We start from the raw sequence: 17,780 nt of genomic DNA, 5'->3' as shown, positions 1-17,780 counted from the left end.
ATCCTACCAATAACGGCAACCTGCAAGTCCGTATACGAACCATGAAACACCCTCTCGCTCGCGGGGGGAAAGGGGGGCTTGCGAGCCTCGGAAGAGTTGCTACTCAACGGAGATCTACGGATGGTCTTTTCATCCAACGTATTCCTGTTCCTGTTCCTGCCGATCTTTCTCGGCTTGTATTACTTGAGCAGTAATCGCTATCGCAACCTGCTGATCCTGATCGGCAGCTACGCCTTCTACGCCTGGTGGCGGGTGGATTTCCTCCTGCTGTTCGTCGCCGTCACCCTGTGGAACTACGGTTTCGGCCTGCGCATTTATCGCGCCGGCGTGCGCAGCAAGGCGGCGCAGCGCTGGGTGATCTGGGGCGTGGTCGGCAACCTGGCGACCCTGGGTTACTTCAAGTACGCCAACTTCGGCGTGGCGAACATCAACAGGGTCCTGGAAGGTGCCGGCTTCGAGCCGTTCCTGCTGACCCATGTGATCCTGCCGATTGGCATCTCCTTCTATATCTTCCAGTCGCTCAGCTACCTGATCGACGTGTACCGCGGCGACACCAAGCCCACGGAAAACCTGATCAACTTCGCCGCCTTTATCGCCCTGTTCCCGCAGCTGATTGCCGGGCCGGTGCTGCGCTACAAGGATCTCGCCGACCAGTTCACCGACCGCACCCACAGCCTCGACAAGTTCAGCGAAGGCGCGACGCGTTTCATGCAGGGCTTCGTCAAGAAGGTGTTCATCGCCGACAGCCTGGCACCGCTGGTCGACCATATTTTCGCCCTGCAAGACCCCAGTACCGGCGACGCCTGGCTGGGCATGATCGCCTACACCGCGCAGCTGTATTTCGACTTCTCCGGCTACAGCGACATGGCCATCGGCTTGGGCCTGATGATGGGTTTCCGCTTTATGGAAAACTTCAACCAGCCCTACATCAGTCAGTCGATCACCGAGTTCTGGCGGCGCTGGCACATCAGCCTGTCGACCTGGCTGCGCGACTACCTGTACGTGCCACTGGGCGGCAACCGCAAGGGCACCTTCAACACCTACCGCAACCTGTTTCTGACCATGCTGCTCGGCGGTCTGTGGCACGGCGCCAACTGGACCTTCCTGATCTGGGGCGCCTGGCACGGCATGTGGCTGACCATCGAACGCCTATTCGGGGTGAACGCTGCGCCCAAGGTGATCAATCCACTGAAGTGGCTGCTGACCTTCTTCCTGGTGATGCTCGGCTGGGTGATCTTCCGTGCCGAGAACCTCGACATCGCCTGGCGCATGTACAGCGCCATGTTCAGCCCGGCGATCTTCAGCAGCCAGGGCTGGCAGCTCAGCGAACTGAACAGCGCCAGCATCAGCGACCTGCAGGTCGCCACCCTGATCCTGGCCTATGCGGTCATGGCCTTTTGCGGCTTGCGCCAGTTCTACCGCCACAGGGCGCCAAATGCCCGCGCCGATGGCCCGGCGACCGAGCTGTCGCGCATGGTCAAAGCCGTGCCTGGCGATGGCCCGGGGCTGGTCGTTGGCAGCGGCGGCGTGCAGGTGCAACACGCCACCTGGGGCGCCGCCATGCCGCGCTACCTGGTACGCGGCGCGTTGCTGCTGTTGTTCTGCGCCTCGCTGTTGAAGCTCTCGGCGCAGAGCTACTCCCCCTTTCTTTATTTCCAATTCTGAATGAGGCCGAGCATGACGCGTCCCTTACGCAAACTCTACGTCGCCCTGTTCCTCAGCGTGCTGACCGTGCTGCTGCTCTGGTCCATGCGCGGAGTCCTGAGTTACCAGGCTCCCAACCAGTTCAGCGTGCTCGACGGCAACCTGGCGAAGACCTTCGAGAGCCATTACGACAAGCAATTCCCGATCAAGCAGATCGGCACCAACGTCTGGGCCGCGCTGGATTATGTGCTGTTCAACGAAGGCCGCCCCGGCGTGGTGATCGGCAAGCACGACTGGCTGTATTCGGATGAAGAGTTCAACCCGGTGGCCGGTGGTCAACAGCACCAGCGCGACAACCTGGCGCTGATTCGCGGCGTGAGTGAGCAACTGGCGCAACACAATGTGCTGTTGCTGCTGGCGATAGTGCCGGCCAAGTCGCGCCTGTACCCGGAGCACGTCGGCGACAACCGCATCAGCAGCCAGCGCGAGGATCTCTATCAGCGCTTCCACCGCGAGGTGCGCAGTGCCGACATCGCCGCGCCGGACTTGCTCGCCACCCTGCAGGCCGAGAAGGACAGCGGTCCGCTGTTCCTGCGCACCGACACCCACTGGACTCCACGGGGCGCGGATCTGGTCGCGCGCCAACTGAGTGAAGCCGTAAAGCGCTCGCTCGCCCTGGACGGCGAACCGCAGGCGTTCGTCACCGAAGCGACCAAACAGAAACCACTGCTGGGTGACCTGACCAGCTTCCTGCCACTGGCGCCGCTGTTCGAGCACCTGATGCCCAAACCCGATCAGTTGCAGCAGTACCAAACCCGTTTGGCGGACGCGGCTGGCGGTGCCGATGCGCTGTTCGCCGACAGCGACATTCCGGTGACGCTGGTCGGCACCAGTTACAGCGCCAACCCCAACTGGAACTTTGCCGGCGCCCTGCGCCAACACCTGCAACGCGACCTGAGCAACCACGCCGAAGACGGCCAGGGGCCGATCGTACCGATGCTCAAGTACCTGCAGAGCGACGAATTCAAGAACGCCGCGCCGCAGTTGCTGATCTGGGAATTCCCCGAACGCTACCTGCCGATGGCCAACGACCTCGGCGACTTCGATCCGGACTGGCTCGCCGAACTTAAAAGCAACCGCAGCAAGCAACGCCTGGCCAGCAGCAACAGCCATTGAATCGGCCCTGCGCTGGAGAGGCTTCATCCGAACATGATCGGCAGATCATTTTGTTAAATCACATGGAGACTTACCCATGAACAGACAAACCAAATGCAACTGGACGTCTTACGCCTGCGCCATCGCCCTGAGCATCGGCGCCCTGCACGCCCACGCTGGTGAAGGTGGCCTCTACGCGCCCAACGCGCCCAAGGGCTCGACTTTCGTGCGCGCCTACAACGCCGGCAACAGCGAGCTCAGCGTCAGCGTCGGCAACACCGACCTCAACGACATCGCCCCGCTGGGCGCAAGCGCATTCAGCTATCTGCCAGCCGGCAGCTACAGCGCCCAGGTCGGCAGCAGCAGCCTGCCGGTGAAACTCGATGCCGACCGCTACTACACCCTGGTCAACCAGCCGGGCGTAGCGCCCAAGCTGGTGGAAGAAGGCACCTTCGAGAACAAGCAGAAAGCCCTGCTGCGGGTGCAGAACCTGTCCGACAGCACCCTGAGCCTGAAGACCGCCGACGGCAAAGCCGCGGTGGTCGAGAAAGTCGCCCCCGATGGCAACGGCGAGCGCGAGGTCAACCCGGTAAAAATCAGCCTGGCGCTGTTCGATGGCGAGCAGAAAATCAGCGACCTCAAGCCCGTCACCCTGGCCCGTGGCGAGGTGGTCAGCCTGTACATCACCGGCAAGGGCAGCCAGCTCTCGCCGGTCTGGGTCAAGCGCCCGGCCAAGACCGACTGAGCACCCGTACAAAAGCAAAGATCGGCACTAGCAAGCCGTTGAAAAAACGTAGGCGAGGCAGCCAGCGCAAGGCAAAAACAGGCGAAAAAGCGGAGTTTACGTGCTGTAAATGAGCATTTTAAGCCTGTTTTTAACGCAGCGATGGCAACGCAGGTAGTTTTTCAACGGCCTGCTAGACCGGCATGCGAACAGCGCCTTCATGAGGAGGCGTTCTGGAGTGGTCCCCAACGCCGATTACTCGGCCTGGGCAACTGGGCAGCCCCGCCAACGCGCGGGGCGACCCAACCGAACGCATAAACGCTTTAGGAGTACTAACATGATTCCAGTAATTCTTTCCGGTGGCAGCGGTTCGCGCCTATGGCCCCTCTCGCGCAAGCAGTTCCCCAAGCAGTTCCTCGCCCTCACTGGCGAAGACACCCTGTTCCAGCAAACCATCAAGCGCCTGACCGTTGACGGCATGCAGCCGCCGGTGCTGGTGTGCAACAAGGAACACCGCTTTATCGTCCAGGAACAACTGCACAGCCAGCAGTTGGCCACCCAGGCGATCCTGCTCGAACCCTTCGGCCGCAACACCGCGCCAGCGGTGGCGATTGCCGCCATGAAACTGCTCGCCGAGGGCCGTGACGAACTGCTGCTGATCCTCCCCGCCGACCATGTACTCGAAGACCAGCAAGCCTTCGAGGACGCCCTTACCCTGGCCAGTACCGCCGCAGAACGTGGCGAAATGGTGCTGTTTGGCATCCCCGCTGTGCGGCCGGAAACCGGCTATGGCTACATCAAATCGGTGGCCGACGCCGCGCTGCCTGAAGGCGTGATTCGCGTGCAGTCCTTCGTCGAGAAACCCGATGAAGCGCGCGCCCGCGAATTCGTCGCCTCGGGTGACTACTTCTGGAACAGCGGCATGTTCCTGTTCCGCGCCAGTCGCTACCTGGAGGAGCTGAAGAAGCACGACTCCGACATTTATGACACCTGCCTGCTGGCGCTGGAACGCAGCGAAATCGAGGGGGATGTCATTAACATCGACGCCGCCACCTTCGAGTGCTGCCCGGACAATTCCATCGACTACTCGGTGATGGAAAAAACCACCCGCGCCTGCGTAGTGCCACTCAATGCCGGCTGGAACGACGTCGGTAGCTGGTCGTCGATCTGGGATGTGCACGACAAGGACCGCCACGGCAACGTCACCAAAGGCGATGTCATGGTGCACAACAGCCGCAATTGCCTGGTACACGGCAATGGCAAACTGGTCTCGGTGATCGGCCTGGACGATATCGTGGTGGTGGAAACCAAGGACGCCATGATGATCGCCCACCGTGACCACGTGCAGGACGTGAAGACCGTGGTCAACCAGCTCAACGATCAAGGCCGTAGCGAAACCCAGAACCATTGCGAGGTCTACCGACCGTGGGGTTCCTACGACTCGGTGGACATGGGCGGACGTTTCCAGGTCAAACACATCTCGGTCAAACCGGGCGCCACCCTGTCCTTGCAGATGCACCATCACCGCGCCGAACACTGGATCGTGGTCTCCGGCACTGCCGAGGTAACCTGTGACGACAAGGTGTTCCTGCTTACCGAAAATCAGTCCACCTACATCCCCATGACCTCGGTGCATCGCCTGAGCAACCCCGGCAAGATCCCCCTGGAAATCATCGAGGTGCAATCAGGCAGCTACCTCGGTGAGGACGACATCGAACGCCTGGAAGACGTCTACGGCCGCAGCCAGGCAACCCCGCTGAGCGTCGTCACTCGCTGAGTCAACGTCGACCCTAGCGGCAAACAGACGCCGGCCCTTGCCACAGCAAGGGCCGGCGTTACTTTTCCCGACATACTCAAGCACCACGCATGCCTCAAGGCTTGTGTAGGATAGGGTCCTATATTGTCCAACGAGGCCCATCACTATGTTATTCGGAGCAATATTGGTTCTGAGCTGGCTGGTCCTGTTGATCCGCTACCCGAGCAAAGCCCTGCCCATCTCCCTCGCCGCGCTGATCGGCCTGGGCATGGTGACCAGCTGGGTGCTCTGGCAGGAAAGCCGCGAGATGCGCCACCTGGCGCACTTGCAACTGCGCCTGAGCTACGACCCGCAAAATTGCCCTGCCAATCGCCCCCTGGCCCTGGAATTGAAAAACGGCAGCGACGCCGCCCTGCTCGAACTGCACTGGCAAATCGCTGCTTATCGCCCCGGTGACAGCGTCAACCTCGCCGAGCGCCTCTACGAATCCCCACGTTACAGCGGCCCGGGCGAACTGCTGCCGGACGCCACCTGGCAAACGTGCCTGCCCCTGCCAACCTTGCGCAGCGGCTACCGCGCCAGCACCCTGGAGTTCCGTGCCGAACGCCTGCAAGGCAGCTTCAGTCGCTGAAAATCATCGCGTAAAGTGGCCCGGGTGGCGACCCACGTCAGCCTACTGAATTGACCCCCGCGGCGGGGCGGCAACAGAGAGCCGCTCAGCCCTCCCCCACAAGGATGCCCGCATGACCCAGCCCACCGTCCTGATTACCGGATGCTCCAGCGGCATCGGCCGCGCCCTGGCCGGCGAATTCAAACAGGCCGGTTATCAGGTATGGGCCACTGCGCGCAAAGCCGACGATTTGGCCGCGCTGAGCGATGCGGGCTTCAACGCCGTGCAACTGGACGTCAACGATGGCCTGGGGCTGGGCCAACTGGCCGAACGCCTGAAAGCTGAAATAGGCGGCCTTGATGTGCTGATCAACAACGCCGGCTACGGGGCCATGGGCCCGCTGCTCGATGGCGGCGTCGAAGCCATGCGCAAGCAGTTCGAAACCAATGTGTTCTCGCTGGTCGGGGTAACCCGCGCGCTGTTCCCGCTGCTGCGCCAGAACAAAGGCCTGGTGGTGAATATCGGCAGTGTTTCCGGCGTACTGGTCACCCCCTTCGCGGGCGCCTACTGCGCCTCGAAAGCGGCGGTGCATGCCCTCACCGATGTATTGCGCCTGGAGCTGGCGCCCTTCGCCATCGAGGTGATGGAAGTGCAGCCCGGGGCGATTGCCTCCAGCTTCGGCGCCAGTGCCAGCCAGCAAGCCGAACAGTTGATTGATGAGGCCTCACCCTGGTGGCCAATCCGCGAGGGTATTCGTGCCCGCGCCAATGCCTCGCAAGACAACCCCACACCGGCCATCCACCTCGCCCGCAATCTGCTGGCTGCCGTGCAGCGCAGCAGGCGGCCGCGCCTGTTGCGCCTGGGCAAGGGCAGCCGCATCCTGCCGTTGATGGCGGCAATGTTGCCGAAGAACTTGCTCGAGGCGCTGCTGAAAAAACGTTTCGGCTTAGACCGGAGCCTCTGAATGCCGCCCTCAAGAAACCTGACCCCGCGCCCTGCTGAGGTGGCTATCGCGCGCCTGGCCCTGAGTGGTGTCGCGGCGGTGATCGCACTCAATCTGCTGCTGCGCACGTTCGTCAAACTCGGCGGCCTGCTGACCACCCTGCTGATTGCCGGCTCAGTCGCCGCCGCAATGACCCTCTGGTTTGCCGCACGCCAGCGCCGCGCGCCTTTGCCCAGTGAGCGACGGCGCCTGGTCTGGCTCTATGGCGGCGTCCTGGCGCTACTCTATCTCGGCCTGCTAACCATGATGGTGCTCAAGGACGACCCCAGCCCCATGGGCCTGCTGATCTTTGTCGTGCATTACCTGTGCTACCCGCTGTTCGCCCAACTGCTGTTCTCCGAGCGCTTTTCCAGACGCTTTTACTAGTACGGGCTACACCGAGAAGCACAGCTCACAGCCAGCGGGCCGACCTGCGCGCACCCAGCGACAGACGCCTGCCTGTCGAACGCTCACATCGCCGGGCGGGGTTCAGGCACCTGCAGCGCCTTGGGCTTGCGAAACACCAGCACGTTACCGAGCATCACCAGCAGCAGGCCGAACAACGCCGGCGCGGTCCATTGGTAGCCCTCGGCAAACACCGAGATATTCAGCGCCACCACCGGGAACAGCACCGTGCAGTAGGCCGCCCGCTCCGGCCCCATGCGCCCGACCAGGGTCAGGTAGGCGGTGAAGCCGATCACCGAACCGGGAATCGCCAGGTACAGCAGCGAACCGACATAACGCGTATTCCACTCGAAACCGAACGGCGTGCCGTTGACCAGACAAATCGCCACCAGCATCAGGGCGCCGTAGAACATGCCCCAAGCGTTGGTAGTCATCGGTTTGAGACCGGCTTTTTGCTGCATGCTCGAGAGCATGTTGCCCGCCGAAAAACACAGGGTGCCGATCAGCGACAAACCGATCCCCAGCAGCGTCTCGCGACTGGCCGCATGGCCGGCCAGTTCAGGCCAGAACAGCAGCCCCAGGCCAGCCAACCCCAAGGCCCCGCCGGCCAGCACATTGGCGGCGATCTTCTGCTTGAAAAACACCCGCGCATTCAGCGCATTCCACAAAGTCGCCGTGGAGAAAATCACCGCCACCAGCCCACTGGGTATCCACTGGCTGGCCGTGTAAAAACACAGGAAGTTGATGCAGAACAGGCAAAGCCCCTGAATCAGGCAGATCACCTGGCCGCGTTTATCGAGCGTCTGCAGCCGGCCACTGAGCAGCAACACCGCAAACAACACCGCCGCCGCCAGGGCGAAGCGATAGGCAATCGAGGCGGCAATCGCCACCTCGCCCATCTGCAGCTTGATGGCGATCCAGGTGGTGCCCCAGATCAGCACGGTCAACAGGTACAACGACAGATTCATCAGACGACTCCCGGTAGATGCCCAGAAGTCTGCGCCGCGCCTGACGCCAGCGCTTGCATAAAGTTGCGGGTTTGTCTGGGGCCAGCTGATTGACGAAGCCTTGCCCTGCCGCTTCTGGGCATCATCTTCGCCTATGCCTGGTACGCCCACCCTGGCGATCAGATGTCTGCATGCAACAGCTAGGCTGACGCGGGGCAGCGCCGCCCAACCTGGGCCTATCTCCTCGCAACAGTTCACGGGTTTATAGCCAAATCCCAGGGGTTCGTGCGGGTGTCTGAGCAGGAAATGCGGCCGGTCTTGATCGGCTCCAACCGGCCAATGCGGCGGGTCTCCCCTGTAAAAAATCCGCGCCCTTTTCCGCTAACGGGGCGTAGAGTACGTGCCTTGAAAGGCTGAACCGGCACGCCATAAGAACTGCGCCCAAGCGACTCGACAAACAGCTCAGCCACACTAATACGCTCGAGCCGAGACAAGCCAAAAGAACTCGACGCAAGCCTTGAGTCCAGAAGCTGCAACAGCAAATTGAACACGAACAACATCTACGACTGCCCCGCAAGCTTCCTGCTTGCCCACCACCACCTAGCCACGAGAAGCGTCCATGAGCCTGACTGTTTACGGTGCCCCACTATCACCCTTCGTGCGTAAAGTTCGCCTGTTTCTGGCTGAGAAATCCCTGGATTATCAACTGCAAATCATCCTGCCGTTTGCCCAGCCAGCCTGGTTCAAAGACATCAGCCCACTCGGCCGTATTCCGGCACTCAAGGATGGTGAAACCTGCATCGCCGACTCCAGTGTGATCTGCCACTACCTCGACGAGAAATACCCGAACCCAACCCAACTGATGGGTCAGACCACCGAACAACGGGCCAGCGTCAACTGGCTGGAAAAGTATGCGGATTACGAACTGGCGCAACTGTGCACCTTCACTGTTTTCCGCAACCGTAAACTCAAGCCAAGCATGGGCCAGAGCTGCGACGAGGCAGCCGTTCAAAAAGCCTTGAACGAACTGCTCCCGCCGCACTTCGACTACCTGGAAGGGATACTGGGATCAGCTCAATACCTGGTCGGTGATCAGTTGACCCTGGCCGATCTGGCGCTGGCCTGCCAACTGATCAACATGGAATATGGCGACGAGCAACTCGACGCCCAGCGCTGGCCAAACCTAAGCGCCCACTATGCGCGGATCAAGGCACGCGCATCCGTGCAGGGTGTCTTGCCGAGTGAGCAAAAAATGCTCGCTAAGATGGCTGGCAAAGCCTGACCTGCTCAGCATGAGCCCGGATCCATCGGGCTCATGCGCTCGCGCACTCGGCGCTCAGCCAGGGCCAAAAGCGCACCCCTAGAGCAGGAAAAAATAAATCGCCCACCTTTGGCCGCCAGGCCCGGCCAAGACTGCATACAATGTGTGCCCGATTATCCCGCGCCATGTGTATGGCTGCACCGGACAAGGAACTCGCCTCCATGGCCTCCCCAGATAAACAGCAAAAACGCGCCCAACGGGCCAAAGCCAAGGCCAAGCAGAACCGTTCGGGCAAGCCCAAAGCCACTGTCGTACATCCGGTGCTGGCCAATCCACTGATCAACGAGCCATTCGATGATGTCGAAATCGACCTGAGCACCTTCGACTTCAAAGACATCGAAGAGAACGGCTTCGACCCGGCGCACTTCGACGACCTGTTCCAGGCAATGAAAGTCGGCGAAGGCATCAGCCTGCTCGCAATGTGCGTGGTGTTCCTGCAATACCCGGTGTTGGAACTGGTGGTAGCCGAGGAAGCAGAAGACCCGGCGACCGACTTCATGATGGGCCTGCTGATCACCTATCGCGGGATCTTCCACGATGAAGACGAAGACGCGGCAGTGGAGTGGATCGGCGGCGCCGCCTTCCAACACGCCTACAACGAAGCGTCGATGATCCTGCAGAAGAAAAACGCTCGCAACACCCCTGGCGCCAGCGCTTAAACGAGCCTGGACGTGAGCACGGATTTATTAGCCGGGCACAAATTACGGCCTCTCATACAGGCAGCACAATCAGGGTCGAATTACGTGGAAGTCGACTCCGGCCCTGATTGTTCTAAGGTTATTGGCCGGAAGCGGTCGCTGGTGACTGGCCGTTATCGGCCAGAAGCGGTCATAGAGCGTCTACAAAATCAGGGCGTATTCATTTTGAGCTAACTCGACGTGTGCAATCCTGCAATAACCTGAACAAGCCAATCTCTGGATGCACTGCCCGAAGCTCTTCTATGCCATCCCACAACCACATTGAAATTTAGGGAAGACATGTCTAAGTCAATCACTTGGAAGCCACCGGTGGCAGCAATGGCCGAGGGTACAAAAGCCACCGTATCATTCACGTGCATAAACGCTTGCAGAGACGTGTAGCAGGGCAAAGTCGCAATCACTGTGCGGCTGACATCCCGGGCACTAAGGAAATCATCAACTCGACTCCCCAGATTGCCTACTCCACTGGCGAAATCCACATGAGGATGTAAGGACACATCTGCAAGCACCTGTATCTGCCGAGGCAGCAGCGAACCTTGCCGAGCGACGCAGCAGTAGTGGTCGCTTCTCAGTCTATTCCGCACTAATCCAGGATCAACGTAGTCAGAAAAACCAATCACTAGGTCAGCCTCTCCTTGCGCCAACGTCTTGACATGCTGATCGGGATTGAAGTCAATGACTTCAAGCTTCACCCCGGGTGCGCGTTCGCGCATGAGCAGCGAAAGCGATGGGATGATAGACAGTTGCGCATATTCATTTGCGATCACCCTGAATGCGTACTCACTCGTTGCTGGATCGAATGGGAATGAATTGAAGATGCCGTCGATCTCTTCGACTATTTTCTCGAATTTAGCTGCGAGGTCGTACGCATAGTCGGTCGGCTGTAGGCCTGCGCTCTGGCGCAGGAACAGCTCATTGGGAAACACTTCACGCATGCGCTTGAGGTAGTTGCTAACCGCCTGTTGTGATATCTCAAGCCGCTCGGCAACGCGAGAAACGTTTTTCTCGCGCACGAGATGCAGTAAAACCCGCATGTGCCTGATATCGATTTTCTCAATCATTTTGGTTGTATCTCATACAAATCTGCGGTGATTTTCATTGTATCAGTGAGCACCTAGAGTATCGCCTCCTTAAGATTTAACGAGGCATTGCTATGAAAACCGTAATTTTGATTGGTGCCCAAGGGCACATGGGCCAAGCCGCTATGACCGGCCTCAAGAAACACAACGTCATCACCGCCAGCCGCTCTGGCACAGGCTGCGACCACACGGTGGATATCACCAGCAAGGCGTCGATCAAGGCTCTATTCGAAAAGGTTGGGCCGTTCGATGCTGTCGTTAATACAGTTGGCTACTGCGAATACGCTAACTTCAGCGAAATGACCGATGAGCAATGGGACACAACTATCCAAAGCAAGATGGTCGGCCAGATCAATCTGGTAAATGTGGGCCTGAACTACATCAACGATGGCGGTTCGTTTACGTTGATTTCGGGCATTCTCAATGTCAAACCTATTCCTATGGCAATTGCTGACGCCACCACCAGCGGCGCCATCGACACCTTCGTACAGTGCGTAGCGCACGAGCTTCCACGTCAGATTCGCATCAACGTGGTCAACCCTACAGTTCTGGAAGAGGCATGGGACGTATATGGGGAAATGATGCCAGGCTTCCAGCCTGTCCCTGGCGCGCTGGTAGGCAAAGCCTTTGAGCGCTCGGTTGATGGCTTCATCACCGGAAAGGTTATATTCGTCGACGCCTGAAGAAGAGCCAATCTGCACTGAAAGTAAGTCACTGAAATTTAAGAAGGCGCCGATTTGAAAGTTAATCAGGTCGGATGCCTCTCAAGTTACAGGCATCTACATTACGTTATTAATTTAATTAAAAGGCTCAGCCTTTATGAGCTTGCGCTGTTTTCATGCGCGCCCAGTAAATCATCAATTAAACTAGCGAGATATATATCATGAAGATTATAAATGGTTTTATTGTCGGTCTTTTGCTTGTCGCTGGCTACACACAGGTACATGCCGAAGACGGTCATGATCGCTCTATGAAGAGGCATGAACAATTTAGAGCTAAACAAAAAATTATTCACGCAAATGAAGTCGAAAAGAAGAAGTTGAAGTCTGAGGCTGTCAGCCATGATAAAGCCAATTGCAAAAGATCTAGCGCAAGCTAGTATCAGCTCTGGGGGTGCACTCATCTGAGATTTTTAAATATCCTTTGAAGAGAGCAGCGTAAGTGTTAGCCAGGCGTTGCCTGGCGCTCAAAATTATGACTAAAGGTGTTCATGGCAGGGAGTAGTGGCCAAATGAATCTTCCATTTTTCCAGGTTGATGTTTTTGGAGGGGCTCCATTTAAAGGAAATCCAGTTGCCGTCATTCTGGAGGCGGATAATATTTCGAGTTCGCAGATGCTTGAAATAGCTAACTGGACAAATTTATCCGAAACGACTTTTGTATGTGCACCAACGATCAGCAACGCTGATTATCGACTGAGGATCTTTACCACGCGAGGTGAATTACCATTTGCAGGACACCCAACCATCGGGAGCGCCGCAGCATTGCTAGCTTATGGGCAGACTCCTAAGACAGCTGGAATGCTTGTTCAGGAGTGTGATCAGGGACTGGTACCGCTTCACTTACTCGGCAACAGGATCTTCTTTGAATTGCCAGCGCCTAGTTTTGCGCCGCTAGGTGAGCACAGGCTACTGGACATTCTAGCGGCCATTGGCATCCATCGTGAGTCCGTATGCAATGCTGCAATTATCGATGTCGGTGCTGTCTGGATCACTTTGCAACTTCGCTCTGCGCAAGATGTTCTAGATCTAAAGCCGAACATTAATTGCCTCGCGCAAGCAACTACAAACTGCACGGGACTTACTGTCTTCGGCCTGTATGCAGATGGTGATTCTGCATTGGTTGAGGTGCGCTCATTTGTGCCAGGCGACGCCGTCCCAGAAGATCCGGTATGCGGCAGTGGTAATGGCTGCGTCGCCGCGATGCTTCAGCGCAGCGGCATAGCACCATCGCGATATAGTGCATCGCAAGGAAATAAAGTCGGGCGCGATGGCAGGATTGAAGTTGAGTTTAGTTCTGACGGTACGATATTGATCGGTGGAGTATCTGCAATTCGGGTGCAAGGTTCAATTTCACTTACCCCATGACTCGGGTGGGCTAACTCGTGTCATATCCTGAATCTCCCCGACGTCATCGAGACAGTTAAGCGTCCGCAATGGATCGTTTTCTGCCTGACGCGACTGGCTGCTAGTGGCCGCTAGCGTAAATAGCAGGCATGCCGCTACGTGGCATACAAAAGCCATGGTTCGCTGTCGGCTCATTTCTTCCACCGCCTTACTCCATGTCATCAAGGGGCGGCTCACGATTTGCGCGGATATAGCCCCGAGAAATGGTGGTCTGTCCCCGGATATATTCCTGACCTCTAAGCGCAGAGGGCACCAAGGCATCGCGCAGCGTTCAGCCCGTTACCAGCGCCACCGTGCTCAGCTTGGTGCTGGCTGACGGCAGGGCATCACAATGCGAAAGCATGCCCCACCCTCCGGCGGAGAACTTACGCTCAACACGCCGTTGTGTCGCTCGATGATGCTGTAGGAAACGGATAAACCAAGGCCAGTCCCTTTGCCAACGGGCTTGGTTGTGAAGAAAGGTTCAAAGATTCGTCGCGCCAAATCTTCAGCAACGCCGGGGCCGTCATCCTGAATTTCAACAAACACACGGTCGTCCAATGTTCCGGTGCGCAAGGTGATGGTTCCATGTTCAACGATGGCCTGAGCGGCATTGACAATCAGATTCAGGAAAACCTGATTGATCTGAGCGCCAATGCACTGCACCGGAGGCAACTCACCATATTGCTTAATGACCTTGGCCTTGAATTTGACCTCGCTCCAGATCACATTCAGCGTACTGTCCAGCCCTTGATGCAAATCGGCGAGTTGCCACTCGCCATTATCAACGTGGGAAAAGTCACGCAGATCTTTGACAATCCGTTTAACCCGGTCCAGCCCATCACGCGACTCAGCGAGCAATACAGGTGTGTCTTCACGCAAAAAAGCGTAGTCCGAGGTTCGCCCCAGTGCCTCACAGGCCTCGATCAACTGTGCATTCCCGCAAGCCTGCACCTGAGCTTGTAAACCGTCCACTAAGGCCGTCAACTGGTCAATGTAGCCACGCAGGCTGTTCAGGTTCGAGTAGACGAAGCCCACCGGATTGTTGATCTCATGGGCAACCCCTGCCGCCAGCTGACCGATTGCTGCCATTTTCTCCGATTGCAGCAACTGAGCCTGCGCCTCTTCAAGCCGGTGAATCAGTTTGGCCTGTTGTTCTTTCTCGACCTCCAGCAGGGCATTGAGACGTTCAAGCTCCAGCTGGCGCGCGGCTGTATCGGTTGCGTCAGTCACCGCGATACAGGCGGCAAGTGGCTCCCCTTGGCCATTATGCAAAGGAAAGAATGTGCAATTTTGGTACATGCTCGACAGCTGGCTGGTAATCGGACGCGTGCCGCTGAACGGGAACAAATGTGGTCGCTGTTGCCACGTGGTGAATGCCAAATTTCCCAGTGTCAGCACGCCGCGTACCCGTTGGCGTAACCAGCGCTCCGGTAAATCCGGGAACAACTCAAACAGTGAGCGACCGACGGCCTCGTCAGGCAACCGCCCGCCATGGATGACCATAAAGCGATTCCAGAACAACACGCGGCACTCAGCGTCGACTACCACCACGCCCAAGTTGATGTTTTCCAGTACCGCTTCCAGGCCTGAAGAGGGCAACTGATATGAAGTCATCTCAGCGTTAACTCAATAGCCGATCAATTACCGCCATCACATGCTCAACCGTCTCCTGCGCGATACACAGCAGCAGATCGCAGGTGAATTGGCACGCCTTAACTTCAAAACGAATCTCCATGATCAAGGTTTGATGGCTCTGCAGCGCCTTGTTATTCATCGCTTGCTTGAATGGGGCTTGCCGTGAGAACACTGACGGGGCACCGAAGCTGACCGGAATCTCGAACTGCTCAGCCAGGCTGTTGATGCAGGCGCCACTGAGAATGTTGGTGACATCCAGCATCAACTCCTCACGCTGTTGAATGTTCTCCTCGTCGTAGCCCATCAGCTCTGCAAGCTGATCAGCCCCGTGGGGGCCAAAACACACAAAGGCTTCGCCGCGAACCTGGCCGAGGAATGACTGGCGTGTGATGTCCACCAACTGCTCAGCCCCCATAATCGCGGGTAACTGCGCCTCACTGATATTGGCGGCACTGTGAATGCGCGGCACAGAGAGCACCACAAACGTATCGGTCAGGCGCGCCAGTTGATCGGCCGCCTGCCCCATGGCGACATTCATGAGTTCTTGCAGTGCATCGCGCTGGTCTTCACTGAGCATGTCCATCACAGCACCCCTATTGCATGGAGAGTGGCCAGCATTGCTTCACTGGAGATCGGCTTTTTGATGAAAGCAGCCGCGCCAAGCGCCATGACACGCTCACGGGCCTGAGGCTGAATATCAGCGCTCACGACAATGACAACGACGTTTGCCTCAATTTTGTGCAGATGCTCCAACGTCAGGAAGCCATCCATCACCGGCATGGTCAGATCCAGAAAAATCAATTCTGCCTGGCCCGCCGCATAAGCCGCCAGCGCCTCCTCGCCATTTGCTGCCTGACTCACCTCATCGGTCAGGCTCTCAGGGAGTGCTTTAAGTAGCAGTTTTCGAGCAAGGCTTGAGTCATCAGTGATAAGGACTTTCATACACATTCCTCCGCGAGTAAGGAGACTATGCTTGAGCTTAGCTCAGTGATATCAGTTTAATGGCGTCAAAAAAATTCATCTGACCAAATGCCAGTGTGGCCTTTGCAGAAAGTACACCTCGTAATCGGTCACCCGGAACAGCGCACAGCCTCACCGCCATATATGCCAAGGTAGATGAATTGATCTCCAAGGCCCTTTCTTGATCACGGCGGCCTGCACATCGCTCCGCTGCGTATATGTAGGCCCCCGGCCAGTCCGGCTAGGCTGTAGATGTAGATGTAGATGTAGATGTAGATAACGGGCGATCGTCTGCCGCGCCCAGCAGCTTCTCAACGAATAACAATAAAAGTGAGCGCCATTGTGAAGTTACCGCACCTGGAGTGGGTCAGTCAGGATTCACCCTACCTGCGTCAGCATCAGCAGGGCTTTCGCGCGCTCAGTTTTGACGATGAGCTGGAGCAAGCGTTCAAGCGCTATCACGCCAACGTTTTTTTGCGCCGTATGCGCTGGGCGTTGCTGGTGGCCACGGTGCTGGCGCTGCTGTTTGTGCTGCTGGATGCGCTCAATATGCCGGACCCGTTGCGCGGTCAGGTATTGACCCTGCGTCTGGGGGTAATCCAGCCGATGCTACTTGTGGTCTGGCTGGCCACCTATCGACCAGCTTTGCGTGACCATCTGCAGCTGATCGGTGGTGTTGTGGCGCTGTTCTGCGGGCTGGCAGTGGTGGGCATCATCGGCCTCGCCCGCCATCACGCCTTCCCCCTGCCCTACGAGGGCATCATCCTGGTCACGGTGTTCTTCTACTTTTTGACCGGATTACGCTTCACCACGGCGGTACTTTGCGGCTGGTTGACCTTTGTGGCGTATGTCGCGATGGAGGTGAGCCTGGGTCTTGCGGGTGAGGCCCTGGCGAGTAACGCAATCTTCCTGGGCCTGGCCAATGTGATCGGTTCGGTGGGCTGTTATTCCCTGGAGTACGCCACGCGGCAGAATTTCCTCGCCCATGGCCTGCTCCAGGATCTGGCCGAGAAGGACTTCCTCACCGGGCTGCTCAACCGCCGCGCCTTCACCGCGCGGGCCGAGCTTAGCTGGCGTCAGGCCCAGCGTGAGCGACATGCCTTGGGCGTGGTGATGATGGATGTGGATTTCTTCAAGCGTTACAACGATCACTACGGCCACGCCGCTGGTGATGAGGCATTGCGGCAAGTGGCGCGGGTTATTGGCGAGTGTGCCCGACGCCCTCTGGACTGCGCGGCCCGTTACGGAGGGGAGGAGTTTGTCGGGATCTGGTACGACCTGAACGAGGAGCAAATGCTGGGCATTCTGGAAAAGGTGCGCAGTGGCATTGAAGGCCTGGGGTTGGCCCATGCCTATTCGGACGCCGCACCAGTGGTGACGCTCAGCCTCGGCTTGGCTTATCTGACGCCGCAGCCCCAGCAAAGCCTGGAGGATGCCCTGCGCCTGGCCGATGTGGCGCTGTATCTGGCCAAGGAGCAGGGCCGTAATCGGGTGGTGATGAAGACGCCGGTTGTGAGCGCAATGCTGTTCACTTAAGCCAAGTGAGCAGCATTTTTTGTAGCCCGGATGAAATCCGGGGGAAGTCTGGCGCTTGAAAATCGCTCCCGGATTGCATCCGGGCTACGGGTAGGGGCATGGCTACGACAGGCGCCCAGAGCTGGCCGCTTCAGTGAACAGCATTGCGGTTGTGAGCGGCCTTGAGCCCATGCGCCAATAATCGAAAAAGCTAACAACCACGCTCACACGGAATTATTGGC

18 protein-coding genes are annotated in these 17,780 nt (G+C 58.0%); 13 read left to right on the top strand and 5 right to left on the bottom strand.

Features of this window, described 5'->3' with window-relative positions; translation table 11 throughout:
• Positions 1-120: 120 nt before the first annotated feature.
• The 7 genes from Q8K09_RS11380 (at position 121) to Q8K09_RS11350 (ending at position 7,258) form a co-directional block, all read left to right on the top strand.
• Positions 121-1,665: an MBOAT family protein gene (locus Q8K09_RS11380; RefSeq protein WP_305255088.1), complete on the top strand. Its 1,545-nt coding sequence runs from the start codon at positions 121-123 to the stop codon at positions 1,663-1,665.
• 12 nt (positions 1,666-1,677) lie between these two features.
• Complete coding sequence (locus Q8K09_RS11375; RefSeq protein ID WP_305255087.1) at positions 1,678-2,820, top strand: alginate O-acetyltransferase; 1,143 nt, start codon at positions 1,678-1,680, stop codon at positions 2,818-2,820.
• 76 nt (positions 2,821-2,896) lie between these two features.
• Positions 2,897-3,544, top strand: a complete 648-nt coding sequence (locus tag Q8K09_RS11370; RefSeq protein WP_305255086.1) for an alginate O-acetyltransferase AlgF — start codon at positions 2,897-2,899, stop codon at positions 3,542-3,544.
• Positions 3,545-3,860: 316 nt separating this feature from the next.
• On the top strand, positions 3,861-5,300 hold the full coding sequence (locus tag Q8K09_RS11365; protein ID WP_305255085.1) for a mannose-1-phosphate guanylyltransferase/mannose-6-phosphate isomerase: 1,440 nt from the start codon (positions 3,861-3,863) through the stop codon (positions 5,298-5,300).
• 145 nt (positions 5,301-5,445) lie between these two features.
• Positions 5,446-5,910, top strand: a complete 465-nt coding sequence (locus tag Q8K09_RS11360; protein WP_305255084.1) for a multidrug transporter — start codon at positions 5,446-5,448, stop codon at positions 5,908-5,910.
• 112 nt (positions 5,911-6,022) lie between these two features.
• Positions 6,023-6,853: an SDR family oxidoreductase gene (locus tag Q8K09_RS11355; protein ID WP_305255083.1), complete on the top strand. Its 831-nt coding sequence runs from the start codon at positions 6,023-6,025 to the stop codon at positions 6,851-6,853.
• The gene (locus tag Q8K09_RS11350; protein ID WP_305255082.1) at positions 6,854-7,258 is read left to right on the top strand and encodes a hypothetical protein; all 405 of its coding nucleotides are present in this window, start codon (positions 6,854-6,856) and stop codon (positions 7,256-7,258) included. It abuts the gene before it with no gap.
• Positions 7,259-7,341: 83 nt separating this feature from the next.
• Here Q8K09_RS11350 and Q8K09_RS11345 read toward each other — a convergent pair whose 3' ends face one another.
• Positions 7,342-8,244 carry a DMT family transporter gene (locus Q8K09_RS11345; protein WP_305255081.1) on the bottom strand — a complete coding sequence of 301 codons (903 nt, stop codon included), beginning with the start codon at positions 8,242-8,244 and terminating at the stop codon, positions 7,342-7,344.
• 598 nt (positions 8,245-8,842) lie between these two features.
• Between Q8K09_RS11345 and Q8K09_RS11340 the strand changes: the two genes are divergently transcribed.
• Together Q8K09_RS11340 and Q8K09_RS11335 are read left to right on the top strand one after the other, a co-directional pair.
• The gene (locus tag Q8K09_RS11340; protein ID WP_305255080.1) at positions 8,843-9,505 is read left to right on the top strand and encodes a glutathione S-transferase family protein; all 663 of its coding nucleotides are present in this window, start codon (positions 8,843-8,845) and stop codon (positions 9,503-9,505) included.
• 200 nt (positions 9,506-9,705) lie between these two features.
• A complete protein-coding gene (locus tag Q8K09_RS11335) occupies positions 9,706-10,203 on the top strand; it encodes a hypothetical protein (protein ID WP_305255079.1) in 498 nt (165 codons plus the stop codon).
• A gap of 209 nt (positions 10,204-10,412) precedes the next feature.
• Here Q8K09_RS11335 and Q8K09_RS11330 read toward each other — a convergent pair whose 3' ends face one another.
• Complete coding sequence (locus tag Q8K09_RS11330; RefSeq protein ID WP_305255078.1) at positions 10,413-11,303, bottom strand: LysR family transcriptional regulator; 891 nt, start codon at positions 11,301-11,303, stop codon at positions 10,413-10,415.
• Between the two features lie 92 nt (positions 11,304-11,395).
• Between Q8K09_RS11330 and Q8K09_RS11325 the strand changes: the two genes are divergently transcribed.
• The 3 genes from Q8K09_RS11325 to Q8K09_RS11315 all read left to right on the top strand — a co-directional run bounded on the left by Q8K09_RS11325 (position 11,396) and on the right by Q8K09_RS11315 (position 13,407).
• Positions 11,396-12,004 carry a short chain dehydrogenase gene (locus Q8K09_RS11325; RefSeq protein ID WP_305255077.1) on the top strand — a complete coding sequence of 203 codons (609 nt, stop codon included), beginning with the start codon at positions 11,396-11,398 and terminating at the stop codon, positions 12,002-12,004.
• 200 nt (positions 12,005-12,204) lie between these two features.
• Complete coding sequence (locus tag Q8K09_RS11320) at positions 12,205-12,420, top strand: hypothetical protein (protein WP_305255076.1); 216 nt, start codon at positions 12,205-12,207, stop codon at positions 12,418-12,420.
• A gap of 132 nt (positions 12,421-12,552) precedes the next feature.
• Positions 12,553-13,407, top strand: coding sequence for a PhzF family phenazine biosynthesis protein (locus Q8K09_RS11315; RefSeq protein ID WP_305255075.1), 855 nt, complete (start codon positions 12,553-12,555; stop codon positions 13,405-13,407).
• Positions 13,408-13,743: 336 nt separating this feature from the next.
• On the opposite strand, the gene Q8K09_RS11310 is transcribed toward Q8K09_RS11315, so the two are convergent.
• The 3 genes from Q8K09_RS11310 to Q8K09_RS11300 are packed head-to-tail and all read right to left on the bottom strand — an operon-like array spanning position 13,744 to position 16,005.
• On the bottom strand, positions 13,744-15,042 hold the full coding sequence (locus Q8K09_RS11310) for an ATP-binding protein (protein ID WP_305255074.1): 1,299 nt from the start codon (positions 15,040-15,042) through the stop codon (positions 13,744-13,746).
• Between the two features lie 7 nt (positions 15,043-15,049).
• Positions 15,050-15,646 carry a chemotaxis protein CheC gene (locus tag Q8K09_RS11305; protein ID WP_305255073.1) on the bottom strand — a complete coding sequence of 199 codons (597 nt, stop codon included), beginning with the start codon at positions 15,644-15,646 and terminating at the stop codon, positions 15,050-15,052.
• Positions 15,646-16,005 carry a response regulator gene (locus Q8K09_RS11300; protein WP_305255072.1) on the bottom strand — a complete coding sequence of 120 codons (360 nt, stop codon included), beginning with the start codon at positions 16,003-16,005 and terminating at the stop codon, positions 15,646-15,648. Before Q8K09_RS11300 ends, Q8K09_RS11305 begins: the two co-directional genes overlap by 1 nt.
• Before the next feature lie 360 nt (positions 16,006-16,365).
• Between Q8K09_RS11300 and Q8K09_RS11295 the strand changes: the two genes are divergently transcribed.
• Entirely contained in the window at positions 16,366-17,559 is a 1,194-nt protein-coding gene (locus tag Q8K09_RS11295; RefSeq protein WP_305255071.1) for a diguanylate cyclase, read from the top strand.
• Positions 17,560-17,780: the final 221 nt, after the last annotated feature.

The sequence above is a fragment of the Pseudomonas sp. genome (assembly GCF_030683065.1).
Taxonomy (GTDB): Bacteria; Pseudomonadota; Gammaproteobacteria; order Pseudomonadales; family Pseudomonadaceae; genus Aquipseudomonas.
This window is presented reverse-complemented; position numbering and strand designations above follow the sequence as displayed.